Origin of the sequence: Sinorhizobium sp. NG07B (assembly GCF_002532005.1) — a bacterium.
GTDB lineage: Bacteria > Pseudomonadota > Alphaproteobacteria > Rhizobiales > Rhizobiaceae > Sinorhizobium > Sinorhizobium fredii_C.
In genome coordinates this window covers 1,503,907-1,521,147 of the sequence record NZ_NWTD01000001.1, presented here as the reverse complement: position 1 = coordinate 1,521,147, position 17,241 = coordinate 1,503,907, and the positions used below count along the sequence as shown (strand labels likewise).

The following is a 17,241-nucleotide window of genomic DNA, read 5'->3' as shown; positions in this document are numbered from 1 at the left end:
TTGAGGAGCGCCATCCCGGGGTCGGCAATGCGGAAGAGCGCGCGCCTTTGAAAGCAAAGGGTTAGCACGATTCTTTCACGCAGCTGTCGATTTGTCGACTTCGGAATGCGCCGATTTTGTGTTGCGCTTGCCCCGGCTATGCCCCAAGCTTGCGCCAACTTCAATCCACGAGTGCCGACCTATGTTCCGAGTTCGTAATCCGCTGAGAGCCGCCCTGATTGCATTCCTGCTCGGCTTTCCGATTGGCAACGCCTCGGGTGAGACCTTGATCAGCAAAACCGTCACCTATTTCTCGATCGGCGGGCGTACGGCGGCAGAACTCGACAAGGCCCTCGCCGCCAGCGGCCCGCTGATGAAGAACACCGGCACGCGCCACCCCGGCGCCACGCGAATCAAATTCGGCGGCACGATAACCTATGTCAGCCGCGGCGGGCGCTGTGCAGTCGGCACGGCGCGCGTGACGCTCAACACGAGCATCATCTTGCCGCGCTGGAAGTACCGCCCCCAAGCGAGCCGCGATCTCGCCCTTGTCTGGGATACGCTCGCGGCCGACATCAAGCGCCATGAAGAGCGCCATGCCGAGATCGCCCGCAATCATGCCCGTCGCATGGAACGGGCGTTTCTCGGACTGAAGCCGGAGGCAGACTGCGATCGTATGCAGGCTCGGGTGGCCGAGGTGAGTGCCGAAGAAATCGCAAGTCACGATAAGGACCAGGCGCGCTTTGACCGCACGGAAGCCGCGAACTTCGACCGCCGGATGATCCGATTGCTGCAATACCGGCTGGATTCGCTGAAGAAGACAGAGCGCTAGCCGATCTCGGCTCTGTCAAACCGCCACCTTCGCGCCGTTCACCAGACGAAGTCACCCCAAAAAACAGGGTGATTTTGCCCGCACTCCCTCATGCAGGCGAGGGCGAAAACCCACAGTATTTTATTGGTGGATTCTAACGATAGCCGACGATAACCGACTCAGCTATATTAATTCCATGAAACGAGTGGCGGGACTGAAGTTCAACCGTTCGTCGGTATGGCGGGTTATTTTCCAATCGACAGTAAAAAGTCGCATTTGGATCGTTGATTAAGTGCTGAATAGGGTTCGCTTCATTGCTGCCGGGTGACTGAGACAGACCTGCGCGATGAGGCAAAACAGGTTCTCCTGGCGTGTCTCGGTGCAGCAGGTGCTCCCTCCCTCATCTGTATGCGATACGCCCCCCTTGCCTCGCTCGTCGCCATGACCAGCGAGGCATTTTTTTAGTGCCTTCTTGAAGGAAGGAAGGGATTAGGCCTGGCGCTCGGGCACGTGCACGACCAGTCCGTCAAGCGCCTCGCTCATCTTGATCTGACAGGAGAGCCGAGAGGTCGGCCTCACGTCATAGGCGAAATCCAGCATGTCTTCTTCCATCGCTTCTGGAGCGCCGACGGCCGCCGCCCAGGCGTCGTCAACATAGACATGACAGGTTGCGCAGGCACAGGCGCCCCCGCACTCGGCCTCGATGCCGGGCACGGAATTGCGCACCGCATTCTCCATGACCGTGGAGCCGTTTTCGACATCGAGGTCGTGGCGCGTGCCGTCAAAGGCTACGATCGTAAGTTTTGTCATTTCTCTTTCCGGAATGAATAGATGGGATCCGCCCGCGAGCGCCAGCCGCCGCGGCAGGCGCGGCCGGCCTGAATTCAGGGCAGTTTCTTCCAACAAATCGACCGGCCAGTCAACATGAGCCGATGCCTGGTCGCGGACGTCCCCGCAAATCCGGCAATGATCGCGCCTTGAAAAAGGTTGTCGGGCCGGCGCGGATCAGCGGCACAGCTTGAGGATGAAAAGCTCGGCTTCGAGCACGGCTGCCCCGAGTGGGGCGCGTAGGGTCCAGTCGGCGGGCCGCTGCTCTATGGCGGCGGCGGCACGAGCCACGCGCGTTGCTCCGACCGCGAGTGCCGCCCCCTTCAGTCGATGCGCCGACTGGCCGCATGCATCGGCATCCGCGTCGTGGATCTCGGCCATCGTCTGCCGGGCCTGGCGGGCAAAAAGCTGAAGCACCTCGATTTCGAGGCTCTTGTCCCCCATCGTCTGGCCGGACAGGTGGACAAAATCGATCGGCGGCTTTCCGCAAGGTGACGCGTTTGCCGGATTGTCGGGGGTTTCGAAAGCGATCTTGAGCGCCGACATGAGCCGATTTCCTTAATTGACGATGCATCACGTCCTATTTGACATGCATCGGGCGACCGCACCGTTTTCAGACATTGATCATCCGGCAGCTGCGCTGCCATCGGCTTAATGTCATGGCGCTGGGCGCGGAAATCCGTCGGCATGGTTAACGATTGCTAAACGGGCTGATTCTCTTGACTTTTCGCACCGCGGCACCGGCGGCCCATTAACAATTCATTAGGATTCTAGCGAATGCGGATTGCGCTTAATTGTAAGAACCGGGCTAATGTGTCACTACGATACGATTAGGAACAGGTCTGCATACGAAAGTGGCAACTGTTCTGGTGGATAAGCTGCGCGCCCCGTGTCCTGAGACGCGAGCTGCGGTTATTCCATCGAGGCGATGCAATGGTGACCCAGTGGGCGTATGGCGCAGATGTCTTGCGCATAGTTTGCGGGTCACCGCCCTGGTTGAGGGAGTCTATTGGTTCGATCGGACCAAATAAGGCGGCCATGAACGGGCAATAGTAGTGAGGCGTATCCCTATGGCGACGAAGAAGAGCAACGAGTCGATCGACGAAAAGGCCTTCCAGGCTCTGGAAGCTGCCCTGAAGATCGATTTTGACGACCTGAAGTCGGCCTTGAACGACAAGAATTCCTTGGATGATCCGGAGGAAAAGGTGTCCGAGTCCAGCAGGAAGGCTGCCGCGTCCGAACATAAGCGCACCGGGAAGGACCAACCGGAAGCACAGAGGGCCCGGACGAGCGAGGCGCCTCGCAATCTTGCGCCGGAGCCCGCTCCGAAACAGCCGGCGCTTTCCCCGGCCAATGACGATACCCGCAGATCGCCCGCGGCAATGCTCCGCTCCCTCGAAGTCCGATCCAGCCGTGCGGCGATCCGTGTCGCGGCGCTGATCTCGCTGGTGTGGGCGCTTGCCGGGGTAGCGATCGGCCACCTCCTCTATGCGCCGCAGATCTGGCAGATACGCTCTCTCGGCGATCTCGCAGCCACGCCCGGTGCGATCGGCATCCTGATCGGCATTGCCTTGCCGGTCATGCTCTTCTTCTCCTTCGCGATCATGATTGCGCGTGCTCAGGAGCTGCGCAATGCGGCCCGCTCGATGGCCGAGGTCGCCCTGCGGCTGGCCGAACCGGAAACCGCGGCGGCCGACCGCGTCATGGCCGTCGGCCAGGCGGTCCGCCGCGAAGTGTCGGCGATGAACGAGGGCATCGAGCGCACCATTGCGCGGGCCACCGAACTGGAGGCGCTCGTCCATTCGGAAGTGAGCGCGCTCGAGCGCAGCTACAGCGAAAACGAACTGCGCGTTCGCACCCTCGTCCAGGAACTGGGGCTGGAGCGCGAAGCCATTGTCGGCCATTCCGAGCGGATACGCTCCGCGATAGCCGGCGCGCACGGCAAGCTGAAAGACGACCTGGAACTCGCGAGCGAAGATATTGCCTCTCGTATCGCCCTGTCCGGCGAAGCCTTTGCATCGCTGATCGATACGCGGGCCGCAGCCCTCAGCGAAAAATCTGACCATGCACTGCAAAGCCTGGGCAGCATGCTGGATACCCGCACGGAGGCGCTGCTTTCCGGCCTGACGAATGCCGGAGTGACGCTCAGCAAGGAGTTCGATGTTCGCCTCGATGCGCTTAGCGAGAATCTGACAAAGCGCGGCGAACAATTGCTGAGCCAGTTCGAAACCCGTGCGTCGACGCTGGATGCGAATACCGAAAAGCTGAACAACGCCCTCAACGAGCGCGCCCGCCAGCTCAACGAGACTCTGATCGCGCGGACCCGCGACCTCAACGAAAGCTTGAATGTCGGCCAGCAGGCGATTGCCGGCGGCCTAGAGGACATGCTTTCGTCGCTCAATGCGGCCCTCGACGAGAAGGGCGCGAGTTTCCGCCAGAGCCTCAAGACGAGCGCCGACGACGCGATCATGGATCTGGACCTCCGCGGCGGCTTCTTCGAAGAGAAGCTGCAGACGACCGTCGGGCACCTCGCCACCGCCTTCGACGAACGCTTCCACGAATTCGCCAGCGCCTTCGACAAGCGGGCGGGCCTGCTCGATAGCAAGTTGATGGAGAGCCTGCACAGAATCAACGAAACCGTGTCCGGCGGCTCGGATGCGATCGGCACTGCCCTGGACAGCAGCGTCGAGAAGATCAGTTCGGCGCTTTCCGATCAGTCGCTGACGCTCGCCACCGCACTTGGCGCAACGCAGGACTTCATCGAAGAGACGATCGGCAGCCGCACATCGGAGCTCAGCAACCTCATCGGCGATGCGCACAGCCGCATCGAGGGCGTGCTCTCCGATAAGACCAGTTCGCTGATGGGCGCTCTGACGCAGGCACAGGAGCGGATCGAAGGCGGCTTCGGCCAGCGTGCCGATGCCCTCGCCAACGCGCTGACGACAAGCGAGCAGCGCCTGACGGAAGGTCTTGATTCCCGGACGTCGGCCTTCATCGACGGCCTGCAATCTGCCCATACGCGCATCGAGCAGACGCTCATGGGCTCCACCGACGAGATCACCAGCGCGATTGCCGCGAGCCAGCATCGCCTGGACAACACGCTTTCGGAGCGCACTGCCGCGCTTTCAGCCGCGCTCACCTCCGGCGCTAGCGCGCTCGAGGACGCGGTCGGCGGCACCGCTGACCGGCTGGAGCGCGTTCTCTCTGAACGTGGCCAGACGATCTCCGCAGCCCTCACCAGTCAGACGACAACGCTGGAAGGGGTGCTGTCGGAGCGCAGCCAGGCGATCGCCGACACGCTCGCCAGCCAAACGGCCGCCCTCGACGGGGTACTCTCCGAGCGCGCCGCGCAAATCAACACGACCATGTCGACACGCGCGGCCGAGATGGCCGACACGCTCAGCCGCCATGCCGAAGACGTCGCCGACAACCTGACCTTCCGCGCGATGGCTGTCGCCGAAACGATAACCGACCGGGTCGGCGAGATCGAGACCAAGCTTTCGCAGAGCGTCTCCGAAGTCGCGGAAAATCTTGGCGGCCGCGTAAGCCAGATCGCCGATACGCTCACCGATACGAGTGCACGGATCGCCGAGGATCTCAGCAGCCGCGTCGGCAAGATTTCCGACTCGCTGGCGGGAACCAGCGCCGAGATCGCCGAGGCGCTTACTGCCCGCACCACGGAAGCAACGGCCTCGCTTGCCGGCAGGGCGGCGGAGATAGAGCAGACGCTCTCCGGCAGGGCCGACCATCTGCGCGAGACGCTGACGACGACGCACGAGCAGATCCGCTCGACGCTCGACGATCGCATCAAGGCGATCGACCTCGCCGTCGGCCAGGGCCGCGAACAGCTGGAAGAGTTGCTGTCCGACCAGTCAATGGCGATGGCGACGACGCTGGCGACGAGCGCCAGCATGCTCGAAATGTCGCTCGAGGAGCGGCAAGCCGCGATCGCCGCCGCGCTTGAGCGCGGCGCCGAAGCGCTCTCCGCCCGGACGTCGGAAGCGACCGCGTCGCTTGCCGGCAAGGCGGCCGAGATCGACCAGGCGCTCTCCGGCAAGACCGCACAGCTGCGCTCCACCCTCGACGAGCAGGTCGACAGGATCAACCTCGCCGTCGGCCAGGGCCGCGAACGGTTGGAAGAGCTGCTGACCGACCAGTCGATGGGCATCGCGACGACGCTGGCGACGAGCGCCAGCATGCTCGAAATGTCGCTGGAAGAGCGGCAGAACTCGATCGCCGGCGCGATCGATCGCGGCACCGAAGCGCTCGATGCGCGCATGCGCTCGACGACCGGCAACATTGCCGAGCGCCTCGCCGAGACGGCAGACCAGATCAGCCTCGCGGCCGACACTCTGACAAACCGCGTCGACATTTCGCTCAACGGCATCAACAGCCGTCTCGACGAAACCGGCACAAGGATCGAATCGAGCTTCGCGTCGCTCGAAGACCGCATTCGCGGCGGCGTCAGCAATGTCAGCGCGATTGTCGACGACACCGGCGGCCGCATCGATATGACGCTCGGCTCTCTCGAAGATCGTGTCCGCGACAGCGTCAGCACCGTCAGCGCCGTCGTCGACGACACGGGCGGCCGCATTGAATCGACGCTCGGCTCCCTCGAAAATCGCATTCGCGACAGCGTCGACACCGTCAGCAGCATTGTCGGCGATACGGGCGGCCGCATCGAAACGACGCTTGGTTCCCTCGAAAATCGCATCCGCGACAGCGTCGGCAGCGTGAACGCCATCGTCGACGCTGCCGGACAGCGGATCACGGAAAGCCTTGCGGAGCGCGCCGGCGAAATCGACCGGATCAGCGAGACCGCGGCAGCCCGGATCACCTCCGCCATGGACGATGGGACCGGCCGGATCGCCTCCGCGATGGAGGCTGGTGCGGGCCGCATCGAGGAGCGCCTCGGGACGATGGACCGTGCCCTCACCATAGGTCTCGAAAACGTCAACCGCACGATCGAAGGCAAGGCGGCAGCGCTCGTCACGAGCCTGCGTGGCGCCGTCAGCGATGCCGCCCAGGAGATCGACGCGGAAGCTGGACGCTCGGCAGAGCTGCTCTCCAAGGCCGGTGCTGATTTCGCCAGCGCCTTGGCTGCCCGCAACGCCGAATTCGCCAACTCGATCGAAACGACCGCCTCGGCGACGGCGACACGCCATGCCGAACTTGCCCGGTCGGTCACGGAGGCCGCCGAATCCGCCTCGGCACGGCTCGCCTCGACCAGGGATCAGATCGCCAGCCATACGGCGAGCATCCAGCAGAGCCTGACGGACGCGGAAAAGGCGCTTGATGCACGCGGCCAGTCGATCCGCAGCACACTCGACGACAGCACCCGCGAACTGAATTCCATGCTCGCCGGCCGCTCGCTCGAACTCACCCGTCTCCTCGACGAGCAAGCGCGTCCGGTCATCGAGCAATACGCGGCAACGGGCAAGGAAGCCGCCGCGCGCATCGCCGCCCTCACCCAGGAGAGCGCCGACCGGCTGCGAGCGGAGAACGCCGCCCTCGTCGACGCCATTACGGAGCGGACAAGCGAAACGCTCGAGGCGATCTCGCTGCGGGCGGAAGAAACCGCCAAGGCGATGAAGATGGTCGAGAACCGCCTACAATCGACGGCCATGGGGCTGATCGACCAGCTCGCGACCAACAATTCCGCCATCGCATCGGTCATCGAGCAGGCTAACGGCAGCCTCGGGGACATGGACCAGCGCCTGGAGGCAGCCGCAGCGAAGGTTTCGGAATCCACACGGCATGCATCCGACATGTTGTCCAGTTCCACCCGCCTAATCGAAGGTCGCGTCGACAAGCTCTCGGATATCGCCTCATCGACGCTCTCGCAGATCGGCGGCATCGTCGGCCGCTTCGAGGATCACTCCAAGGTGCTCGGCCAGGCGTCCAATCTGCTGGCCGCAGCCCAGTCGAACCTGGTCAGCACGCTCGAGGAGCGCCAGGACGCCCTGCGCACGCTCTCCGTCGGTCTTGTCCAGCGTTCGGAGGAGATCGAGCGCACCATGCGCGCGCTCGAGGGCTTCGTCGACGGTGCCTTCCAGCGCGCCGAGGAGCGCTCCGGTCAGGTCGCCGGCAACCTTCGCAACGGCGTCCAGTCGTCCTTTGCCGATGTCGGCCGGCTTCTGTCGAGCACCGAGCAACGGGCCGCGGAAGCGGCCGAGGCCATGCGCAACACTCTCGCCGAGGCGGGCGGCGAGGCTGCCGCCTCCGTGGAGGGCGTGTTCGCCCGCGCCGAAGAGCGGTCGCGCCAGATCGCCCAGACGCTGCGCACCGGCGTCGAAACCTCAATCGCCGGCGCGAACGAGGCGCTGTCCGGGGTCGAAGGCCGTGCTCACAGCGCCTCCGAGGCGTTGCGCCAGGCCGTCGCCAAGGCCGGCGACGAAGCGAGCCAGGCGCTCGAAGGTGCCTTTTCCAGCGCCGAGCAGCGCGCCAAGGAGGCGGCTGCCCGCCTGCGCGGCAGCATCGGGGCTTCGGTCTCCGATGTTGAGCGGATGCTGGCGGAAAGCGGCAAGAAGTCGGATGGCGTTGCCACGCAGTTGCGCGAGGCCGTCCGCCAGGCGATCGACGAAGCGATCAGCCGCTTCAGCGGCGCGACCGACGACATCCGCCGCTCCGCCGGCGAGATCCGCAAGGAACTCGACATGACCCGCGAGGAGTTGAAGCGCGGCGCTTTCGACCTGCCGGAAGAGGCCAAGGAGAATGCCGCGGTGATGCGGCGTGCCGTCGCCGAGCAGATCAAGGCGCTGCAGGAGCTCTCCGAAATCATCGGCAAGTCTTCGACGCATCTCGAGGTCGCCCAGCCGGTGCGCCAGCAGCCGGCGCTGGCTGCGCCCGCCCCCGTTGCTCAGGCGCCCGTCGCACCGCCGCAGCCCGTGGTGCAGCAACAGCCGGCAATCCAGCAACAGCCGGCGGTCCAGCAACCTGCCGCGCCGAGCCCTGCGCTGCGTGGCAGCCTGGGTCTCGAGCAGGCCACGCGTCCCTTGCAGCCCGCCCGTCCGTCGGCCGCCGAAGAGCGCGTCGAGGAAGGTGGCGGCTGGATGCGGGATCTGCTGCGCGCCGCCTCCCGCGAGGAAGAGCCGCAGCCCGCGCGTCCTCGGCCGGCCGAAAGCCAGCCCGTGGCCCGCACCGGAGACAGCCGCAATCCGCGTCACGTGGTGGAATCGCTGAACTCGCTCTCGGTCGATATTGCCCGGGCGATCGACCACGACGCCTCGGTCGAGCTGTGGCGCCGCTACCAGCGCGGCGAGCGGGATGTCTTCACCCGCAGGCTCTATACGCTGAAGGGGCAGCAGACCTTCGACGAGATCAAGCGCAAGTATGATCGCGAGCCGGAGTTCCGCACCGCCGTGGACCGCTACATCGCCGACTTCGAAAAGCTGCTTGCCGATGTGGCGCGCAACGATCCGGACAAGCGCATCACCCAGACCTACCTGACGTCCGATACCGGCAAGGTCTATACGATGCTCGCCCATGCCGCCGGCCGCTTCAGCTGAAGCTCAACTGAAATTAATGCCGAAGATCATCACGGCCCCGCCGCAAGGCGGGGCCTTTTTCTTGCGAAAACCACAGACCGGTCGCTGAGCAGCATGGCAGACCGGTCTGATGCTCTCTACAGTGAGCGTGAACAGTCCGGCCATTTTCTGTAATCTGTCAGCATCGCATCCTGGCGCCAGCTCGTAGCGTGTAAAGAGACAGTTGGAATTCCGGCGCCTGCAGACAGGAGGCGGATATGAAGCCGCGAATCAAAGTCCTGACACTTGCCGTGAACGATCTCGAACGGTCCCTCGCCTTCTATCGTGACGGCCTGGGCCTGCCCACCGAGGGGATCATCGGTGAGGAGTTCGAAGACGGAGCTGTCGTCTTCTTCCATATGGGTGACGACCTGATCCTGGCGCTCTATCCGGCGTCTTCGCTTTCAAAGGATGCGAAGATCAGCGTGACGCAGGCGCGTCTCGGCGCCGTGTCGATCGGCCATCTCGTCAATTCCAAAAAAGAGGTCGACAGCATCATGAAGCAGGCTGCGGAGGCCGGCGCCATCATCACCGATCCAGCGTCCGATCGTTTCTGGGGCGGCTACTCGGGTTATTTCCATGATCCGGACGGACATTTTTGGGAGATCGCCTGGAATCCGCAATGGACGGTCAAGGACTGAAGCGTCCCGATCAGTATGGTAAGCACATGGATGAGGGCGACGAGCAGCCGCCGAATCCGACAGCGCTGCTGGCTCTGACACCCCGCGGGAAAGGCTCCATACAAAAAGGTCCCGGTTTGCACCGGGACCTTTCAATGACGCGCTCTGGCAATGCCAGCTCCGATCAATGTTCCTTGTTGGCGTAGACCGACTTCTTCGTCAGATAGATCAGGCCGGTGAAGATCAGCAGGAACACCATGACCATGAAGCCGGTACGCTTGCGGTCTTCGAGATGCGGCTCCGCGGCCCACATTAGGAAAGCCGAGACGTCCCTGGCATATTGGTCCACCGTCTGCGGCGCACCGTCGTCATAGGTGACCTGATCGTCGGAAAGCGGCTTCGCCATCGCCAGCGCCGAGGCGCTCACGAAGTACGGATTGTAGTGCGTCCCTTCGGCCACCTGGACGCCTTCCGGCGGATCCTGGTAACCCGTCAGCAGCGCGTGGATATAGTCCGGACCGCCTTCCTGGTAGGGCCAGAAGATGTCGAAGACGAATTGCGGGAACCCGCGCTCGACGCCGCGCGCCTTGGCGATCAGCGAGAAGTCCGGCGGGGCGGCACCGTTATTGGCGGCCGCTGCGGCTTCCTTGTTCGGGAACGGCGACGGGAAGTAGTCGGAGGGAACGGCCTTGCGCGTGAACATCTCGCCGTCGGCGTTCGGGCCGTCCTGCACCTCGTAGTTCGCCGCGAAGGCCTTCACCTGAGCTTCTGAATAGCCGAGGTCTTCAAGGGTGCGGAAGGGCACGAGGCTCATCGAGTGGCAGGCAGAACAGACTTCGGCATAGACCTTGAGACCGCGCTGCAGCTGCCCTTTGTCGTAATGGCCGAAGAGGCCGCCGAAGGTCCAGTCCTGCTGGACCGGCTTGTGGATCGGATAGTGCGGCGTCGCGCCTGCCGCATGCTCGCCGCCAGCTTCCTCGCCCTGGGCCAGAGCCGCACCCAGACCGAGACCGGCGACGACAGCGAGTGACAGAATGCCTGTAACAAGCTTTTTCATTGTTGTGAGTTCCTTATCAATCGCTGTTCCGGTCAGGCGTGCGCGGTTTTCGGCTGCGCCTTGGCATTCTGCTTCTCCAGCACCGCCTCGGTGATGGAGTTCGGAATGCGCTTCGGCGTTTCGATCAGGCCGAGGAGCGGCATGATGACGAGGAAGAAACCGAAGTAGTACAGCGTGCCGAGCTGCGACAGGACGACGTAGAGGCCTTCTGCCGGGCGGGAACCGAGCCAGCCGAGCATGATGGCGTTGGCGACGAAGATCCAGAAGAACAGCTTGTACCAGGGGCGGTAGACGGCGGAACGGACCTTGGACGTGTCGAGCCAGGGCAGGAAGAACAGAACGATGATCGAACCGAACATCACCAGAACGCCGCCGAGCTTGGAGTCGATCGGGCCGATATTGAAGGTGATGGCGCGCAGCATCGCGTAGAACGGCAGGTAGTACCATTCCGGAACGATGTGAGCCGGGGTCTTCAGCGCGTCGGCCGGGATGTAGTTGTCCGGATGGCCGAGATAGTTCGGCATGTAGAAGACGAACCAGGCATAGACGATGAGGAAGATCGAAACGCCGAGTGCATCCTTGAGCGTCGCATAGGGCGTGAAGGCCACGGTATCGGTCTTCGACTTCACTTCGACGCCGGTCGGGTTCGTCTGGCCGGTGACGTGCAGGGCCCAGATGTGCAGGACGACGACGCCGGCGATCATGAAGGGCAGCAGGTAGTGCAGCGAGAAGAAGCGGTTCAGCGTCGGCTGGTCGACGGCAAAGCCGCCAAGCAGGAACTGCTGAATCCACTCACCCACCAGCGGGAAGGCCGAGAAGAAGCCGGTGATAACCGTTGCGCCCCAGAAGGACATCTGACCCCAGGGCAGAACATAGCCCATGAAGCCGGTCGCCATCATCAGGAGATAGATGACGACGCCGAGGATCCAAAGGATCTCGCGCGGCGCCTTGTAAGAGCCGTAATAAAGGCCACGGGCGATGTGCAGGTAGACCGCGATGAAGAAGAAGGATGCGCCGTTGGCGTGCAGATAGCGCAGCAGCCAGCCATGGTTGACGTCGCGCATGATCTTTTCGACCGAGTTGAACGCGACGCTCGTTTCGGCTGCATAGTGCATCGCCAGCACGATACCCGTCAGGATCTGTACGATCAGCATCACCGACAGCATCGCGCCGAAGGTATAGGCGTAGTTCAGGTTGCGCGGCACCGGATAGGAGACGAACGAGTCGTGAACGAGGCGCGGCAGCGGAAGACGGGAATCAACCCACTTCTCTATGCCTGTCGTTGGCGTGTAGGTTGAATGTTCAGCACTCATTATCAGTAGTCCCCTCAACCGATCTTGATAACTGTGTCGGAAACGAACGAGAAGGTCGGCACGGCGAGGTTCTCCGGTGCCGGGCCCTTGCGGATGCGGCCGGCCGTATCGTAGTGCGACCCGTGGCAGGGACAGAACCAGCCGCCGAAATCACCGGCCTGGCCGAGCGGCACGCAGCCGAGATGGGTGCAGGAGCCGATCATCACGATCCAGTTTTCCTTGCCCTCGCCGGCGGAGCGATCGAGATCGGTCGCCTGCGCATCGGTGGCGAGGTTGGCGTTGCGGGCGACCGGGTCCTTGAGCTCTTCGAGCGGCACGGCCTTCGCATCCTCGACTTCCTTGTCGGTGCGGTTGCGGATGAAGACCGGCTTGCCGCGCCACTTCGCCGTCAGTGACATCCCCGGCTGAAGGCTCGAAACGTCGACCTCGATCGAAGCCAGCGCAAGCGTCGATGCATCCGGGCGCATCTGATCGATGAACGGCCAGGCCGCCGCGCCGGCGCCGACAACGCCGGCCATGCCCGTTGCCAGATACAGGAAATCGCGGCGAGTGGGCTCGCCCAAGGTCTCGCTTGAAGTGTCGTGTTCGCTCACGGCTAAACCATCCTCTCACGCAATGTGCGGAAACCGCCTCCGCCCCCGGCGCGTTTCGGTCCCTTTTCCCAGGTCTCGGAGCGCACCCTATCCTCTTGCTGGCCCCCTGCACGGCTTGCCACGGCAAGTCTCGGTACGGATGCCAGAATCCGGAGAATCCTGCACGCAGAATCCCCACCAATCCGGCGCGTTCTATGCTCGATCGCGAATTATGTCCAGCCTTCACAGGAGGAGGTGGGCAGATTGTCGCGGGGGAAAGAGGCAGCCAATGAGCACAAGGGCTTGGCACGGTCGAAGGGCACGTCGGAGCCCCCTATTCGGCCGCTTCCTCCTGGGCGATGAAGCCGCCGGATTGGCGCGCCCAAAGTTCCGCATAGAGGCCGCCGCGGGCGATCAGCTCGGCGTGGCTGCCGTCCTCGACGATACGTCCGCGGTCCATCACCACCAGACGGTCAAGCGCTGCGATCGTCGACAATCTGTGAGCGATGGCGAGCACCGTCTTGCCCTGCATCAGACGCTCCAGATTGGACTGGATGGCTGCCTCCACTTCCGAATCGAGCGCCGAGGTCGCTTCGTCGAGAACAAGGATCGGCGCGTCCTTGAGCATCACGCGGGCGATCGCAATCCGCTGCCGCTGGCCGCCGGAAAGCTTGACGCCACGCTCGCCGACATGGGCATCGAATCCCTTGCGGCCGCGCTGGTCCTGCAGATTGACGATGAAGTCATAGGCTTCCGCCTTGCGCGCCGCTTCGATCAGCTGCTCGTCCGTCGCGCCCGGCCTTCCGAAAAGAATATTGTCGCGGATCGACCGATGCAGAAGCGAGGTGTCCTGGCTGACCATGCCGATCTGGGCGCGCAGCGATTCCTGGCGGACCGTGGCGATATCCTGCCCGTCGATCAGGATCCGACCTTCCTCGAGGTCGTAGAAGCGCAGCAGCAGGTTGACGAGGGTCGACTTGCCGGCGCCCGAGCGGCCGACGATGCCGACTTTCTCGCCGGGGCGGATGGACAGGGAGAACTCATCGATCACCCCGCCGCCCTTGCCGTAGTGAAACGACACCCGCTCGAACCGGATCTCCGGCCGTTTGACTTCGAGATCGAGCGCCCCGGGCCTGTCGACGAGGCCGATCGGCTGCGAGACGAGCTCGGCCGAATTCTGGATCGTGCCGATATTGCGCATGATGGCGTTAAACTGCGACATCATCCGCCCGAGCAGCATGTTGAGGCGCAGCACGAGCGCCAGCGTGAAGGCAACCGCCCCCGAACTCACCATTCCCGCAAGCCATAGATGAACCGAGTAGACGGCGATCGCCGCGATCATCAGCCCGGAAAGCAGCGCCTGGGAGGCCCGCACACCCGTCAGCAGGCGGGTAAAGGGGATGACCGCACCCTGAAAGCGGTCAAAGCCGGCGCGGATATAGCGGTCATTCTCCTCGTCGCTGCCGAAGAGCTTCAGCGTCTGAATATTCGAATAGGCATCGACCATGCGGCCGTTGAGCATCGACGCCATTTCCGCGGTGTCGCGGGCGTGCTTGCGGACGCGCGGAACGAAATAGCGGGCGAGCGAAAGGAAGATGGCGATCCAGAAGGCCACCATCGCCGCCAGCCGCCAATCGAGCTGGGCGATCAGTGCCATGGTCGACGCCGTGTAGATGACGATGAACCAGATGACCTGCAGCAGCGAGACGATCAGGTCGCTTGTCGCCTGCGCGCCCGACCAGACCTTGGTGACGATGCGGCCGGAAAAATCGTTCTGAAAGAAGGTGAGCGATTGCCGGGCGACGTGGACATAGGACTGCCAGCGGACAAGGTTAAGGAAGCCGGTGATGATCGCCTGCTCCTCGACCAGAGCCGCGAGCGCTACGGCCAGGAAGCGGAACACCAGCACCGTCAACAGCATGAAGAGCAGTTCCGGACCGTTGGAGGCGATCAGTCCGCTCCATCCGTCCTGTGGCCGGATGGTATCGAGCACGTCCACAAGCCGGCCGACGAAATAGAAGAGCCCCGCCTCGAGCATGGCAACCAGCCCACCGAGCGCTGCCATGGCAAGGAACGGACCCTTTGCCTGGCTTGCATAGAACCATGCGAAGCCCCAGAGCGACCTTGGCGGCTGCAGCCGGTCGCGCGGCGCGAAGGGCTTGATCCAATTCTCGAAGATAGTGACGATGGCGCGCAGCATTGTTCAGATAATAGGGGGCTGAGGACGGACGGCAATCGGTTTCCGCCGGCCCATCGATTACAAATGCGTAAGCTTTGATCCGAGCGAAAAGCGCAACGTGGCGGCAGATTACTCCGCCGCCTTCTCCTTTTCGGCGTCGTCGGCGATGAAGCCGCCGGACTGACGCGACCAGAGGTCGGCGTAGAGGCCGCCTTTGGCGACAAGCTCGGCATGCGAGCCGGTCTCCACGATCCGTCCCGCTTCGAGAACCACCAGACGGTCCATTTCCGTCAGTGTCGACAGGCGGTGGGCGATGGCGATCACCGTCTTGCCGGCCATCAGGGCGAAGAGGTTCTCCTGGATCGCCGCCTCCACCTCGGAATCGAGCGCCGATGTCGCCTCATCGAGAATGAGGATCGGCGCATCCTTGAGGAAGACCCGGGCAATGGCAATCCTCTGCCGTTGGCCTCCCGAGAGCTTCACTCCCCGTTCGCCGACCTGCGCGTCCAGCCCTCGCCTGCCGAGGTTGTCCTCGAGCATCTGGATGAACTCCCAGGCATTCGCCTTCTTGGCGGCGGCGATGACCTGCGCATCCGTCGCCTCCGGGTGTCCATAGGCGATGTTGTCGCGAATGGAGCGGTGCAGCAGCGACGTATCCTGCGTGACGACGCCGATCTGAGAACGCAGGCTGTCCTGGGTGACGGCGGAAATATTCTTGCCGTCGATCCGGATCACGCCGTCCTCCAGGTCGTAGAAGCGCAGCAGCAGGTTCATCAGCGTCGTCTTGCCGGCGCCCGAGCGGCCGACGAGGCCGATCTTCTCGCCCGGGCGAATCTCGAGCGACAGCCGATCGATGACGCCCTTTGCCTTGCCGTAGTGGAAGCGCACGTCCTCGAAACGGATCGCGCCCTTCTCAGCCTTCAACGGCGCCGCATTCGGCTCATCGACGATGTCGTGTGCCTTGGTCATCATGCCCATGCCGTCATAGACAGTGCCGATATTCTCGAACAATGCCGAGACTTCCCACATGATCCATTGCGACATGCCGTTGATGCGCATCGCGAGCCCAATCGCGACGGCGATCGCGCCGACCGAGATCGCGCTGGTCAGCCACAGATAGATGCCCAGCGCACCGACGGCGAAGAGCGCCACGCAGTTGTTCGCGTAGACGCAGATGTGGAACAGCGTCACCTTGCGCATCTGGCGGTAGACGGTGTCGAGGAACTCCTCCATGCCGGCGCGCGCATAGGTCTCCTCCCGCCCCGCATGCGAGAAGAGTTTTACCGTGCTGATATTCGTGTAGCTGTCGACGATCCGACCCGTCATCATGGACCGGGCATCCGCCTGCTCCTTGGAAATCTTCTGCAGGCGCGGCACGAAGGTGCTGACGATCACGACATAGACGGCGAGCCAGATGGCGAGCGGCGCGACGAGGCGTAAGTCGGCTGCGGCGACGACGACCAGCATCGTTGTGAAGTAGCTCACGACATAGACGAAGACGTCGAGGATCTTCATCACCGTCTCGCGAACCGCAAGCGACGTCTGCATCACCTTCGTTGCCACGCGCCCGGCGAACTCGTTGGCGAAGAAGGTCATGCTCTGCCGAAGCAGGTAGCGGTGCATCTGCCAGCGGGCGATCATCGGATAATTGCCGAGCAGCACCTGGTGCATGATGAATGAATCGAGCGCCACAAGGCCCGGGAGGCCGATGAGGATCAGGGCTCCCATCCAGGCGAGCTTGCCTCCCTCGGTGGCGAGAAAGGTTTCGCGCTCGGCATTGGACAGCCAATCCACCACATTGCCGAGGAATTGAAACAGCGCCACCTCGCCGATCGCGATCAGCATGGTGCAGACCGCCATGATCAGCAGCCACGGCGCCGCCGGCTTGGTGTAGTGCCAGCAGAAGGCAAAGAGACCCTTCGGCGGAAGCCTGGGCTCTTCCGTCGGGTAAGGATTGAGGCGGGATTCAAACCAGCCGAACATTATCCAAGCTCCTTCAGATAGTTTGAAGGAAGGCGGGTCGCCCCGCATTCTTTATTTTTGAGAAATCACGGTCCAGAGATGACGCCTCGAGCCGAGCTCCACTCCGGGACCGGAGCGCGTCATTCGATCGATAGAAGGAAAAGGCGCGGAACCGGCTAGGCCTGCGAAGGCCAGGCTACAGGATGGAGGCGTGTCAACATCAATACCGTCATGCATGCCTCCGTGGGTTCGCGTTGAAGAGACTTGACCTTTACCCTCAATCGCGCTGCCGCGCCAGATTGTCGCAGTCACTTTCTTGCCTGTCTCTCCGTCGACGCTCGGCCTGTTGCCATTTTGGCACAAATCAGAGAGGTGAAATTCATCCGCGCCGAAT

At 63.1% G+C, this 17,241-nt stretch carries 10 protein-coding genes; 3 read left to right on the top strand and 7 right to left on the bottom strand.

Annotated elements, in window-relative coordinates; all coding sequences use genetic code 11:
- Window positions 1–181 precede the first annotated feature (181 nt).
- Window positions 182–811 carry a DUF922 domain-containing Zn-dependent protease gene (locus CO664_RS07295; RefSeq protein WP_097538280.1) on the top strand — a complete coding sequence of 210 codons (630 nt, stop codon included), beginning with the start codon at window positions 182–184 and terminating at the stop codon, window positions 809–811.
- Window positions 812–1,279: 468 nt separating this feature from the next.
- Here CO664_RS07295 and CO664_RS07290 read toward each other — a convergent pair whose 3' ends face one another.
- Together CO664_RS07290 and CO664_RS07285 are read right to left on the bottom strand one after the other, a co-directional pair.
- The gene (locus CO664_RS07290; RefSeq protein WP_037424381.1) at window positions 1,280–1,600 is read right to left on the bottom strand and encodes a 2Fe-2S iron-sulfur cluster-binding protein; all 321 of its coding nucleotides are present in this window, start codon (window positions 1,598–1,600) and stop codon (window positions 1,280–1,282) included.
- A 195-nt stretch (window positions 1,601–1,795) separates the two neighbouring features.
- Window positions 1,796–2,164: an Hpt domain-containing protein gene (locus CO664_RS07285; RefSeq protein ID WP_097538279.1), complete on the bottom strand. Its 369-nt coding sequence runs from the start codon at window positions 2,162–2,164 to the stop codon at window positions 1,796–1,798.
- 524 nt (window positions 2,165–2,688) lie between these two features.
- On the opposite strand from CO664_RS07285, the gene CO664_RS07280 reads away from it, so the two are divergent.
- Window positions 2,689–9,126 (top strand): kinesin, encoded by a 6,438-nt coding sequence (locus CO664_RS07280; protein ID WP_097538278.1) that lies wholly within the window; start codon window positions 2,689–2,691, stop codon window positions 9,124–9,126.
- Window positions 9,127–9,362: 236 nt separating this feature from the next.
- Window positions 9,363–9,785 (top strand): VOC family protein, encoded by a 423-nt coding sequence (locus CO664_RS07275; protein WP_097538277.1) that lies wholly within the window; start codon window positions 9,363–9,365, stop codon window positions 9,783–9,785.
- A gap of 163 nt (window positions 9,786–9,948) precedes the next feature.
- Here the strand turns inward: CO664_RS07275 and CO664_RS07270 are convergent, their stop codons facing one another.
- From CO664_RS07270 to CO664_RS07250, 5 genes are all read right to left on the bottom strand, one after another.
- Window positions 9,949–10,821 carry a cytochrome c1 gene (locus tag CO664_RS07270; protein WP_037424369.1) on the bottom strand — a complete coding sequence of 291 codons (873 nt, stop codon included), beginning with the start codon at window positions 10,819–10,821 and terminating at the stop codon, window positions 9,949–9,951.
- Between the two features lie 32 nt (window positions 10,822–10,853).
- Window positions 10,854–12,134, bottom strand: a complete 1,281-nt coding sequence (locus CO664_RS07265; RefSeq protein ID WP_037386053.1) for a cytochrome b N-terminal domain-containing protein — start codon at window positions 12,132–12,134, stop codon at window positions 10,854–10,856.
- Between the two features lie 14 nt (window positions 12,135–12,148).
- Window positions 12,149–12,727 (bottom strand): ubiquinol-cytochrome c reductase iron-sulfur subunit, encoded by a 579-nt coding sequence (gene petA, locus CO664_RS07260; RefSeq protein ID WP_037424367.1) that lies wholly within the window; start codon window positions 12,725–12,727, stop codon window positions 12,149–12,151.
- Window positions 12,728–13,040: 313 nt separating this feature from the next.
- The gene (locus CO664_RS07255; protein ID WP_097538276.1) at window positions 13,041–14,906 is read right to left on the bottom strand and encodes an ABC transporter ATP-binding protein; all 1,866 of its coding nucleotides are present in this window, start codon (window positions 14,904–14,906) and stop codon (window positions 13,041–13,043) included.
- Window positions 14,907–15,014: 108 nt separating this feature from the next.
- Window positions 15,015–16,868, bottom strand: a complete 1,854-nt coding sequence (locus CO664_RS07250) for an ABC transporter ATP-binding protein (protein WP_097538275.1) — start codon at window positions 16,866–16,868, stop codon at window positions 15,015–15,017.
- Window positions 16,869–17,241: the final 373 nt, after the last annotated feature.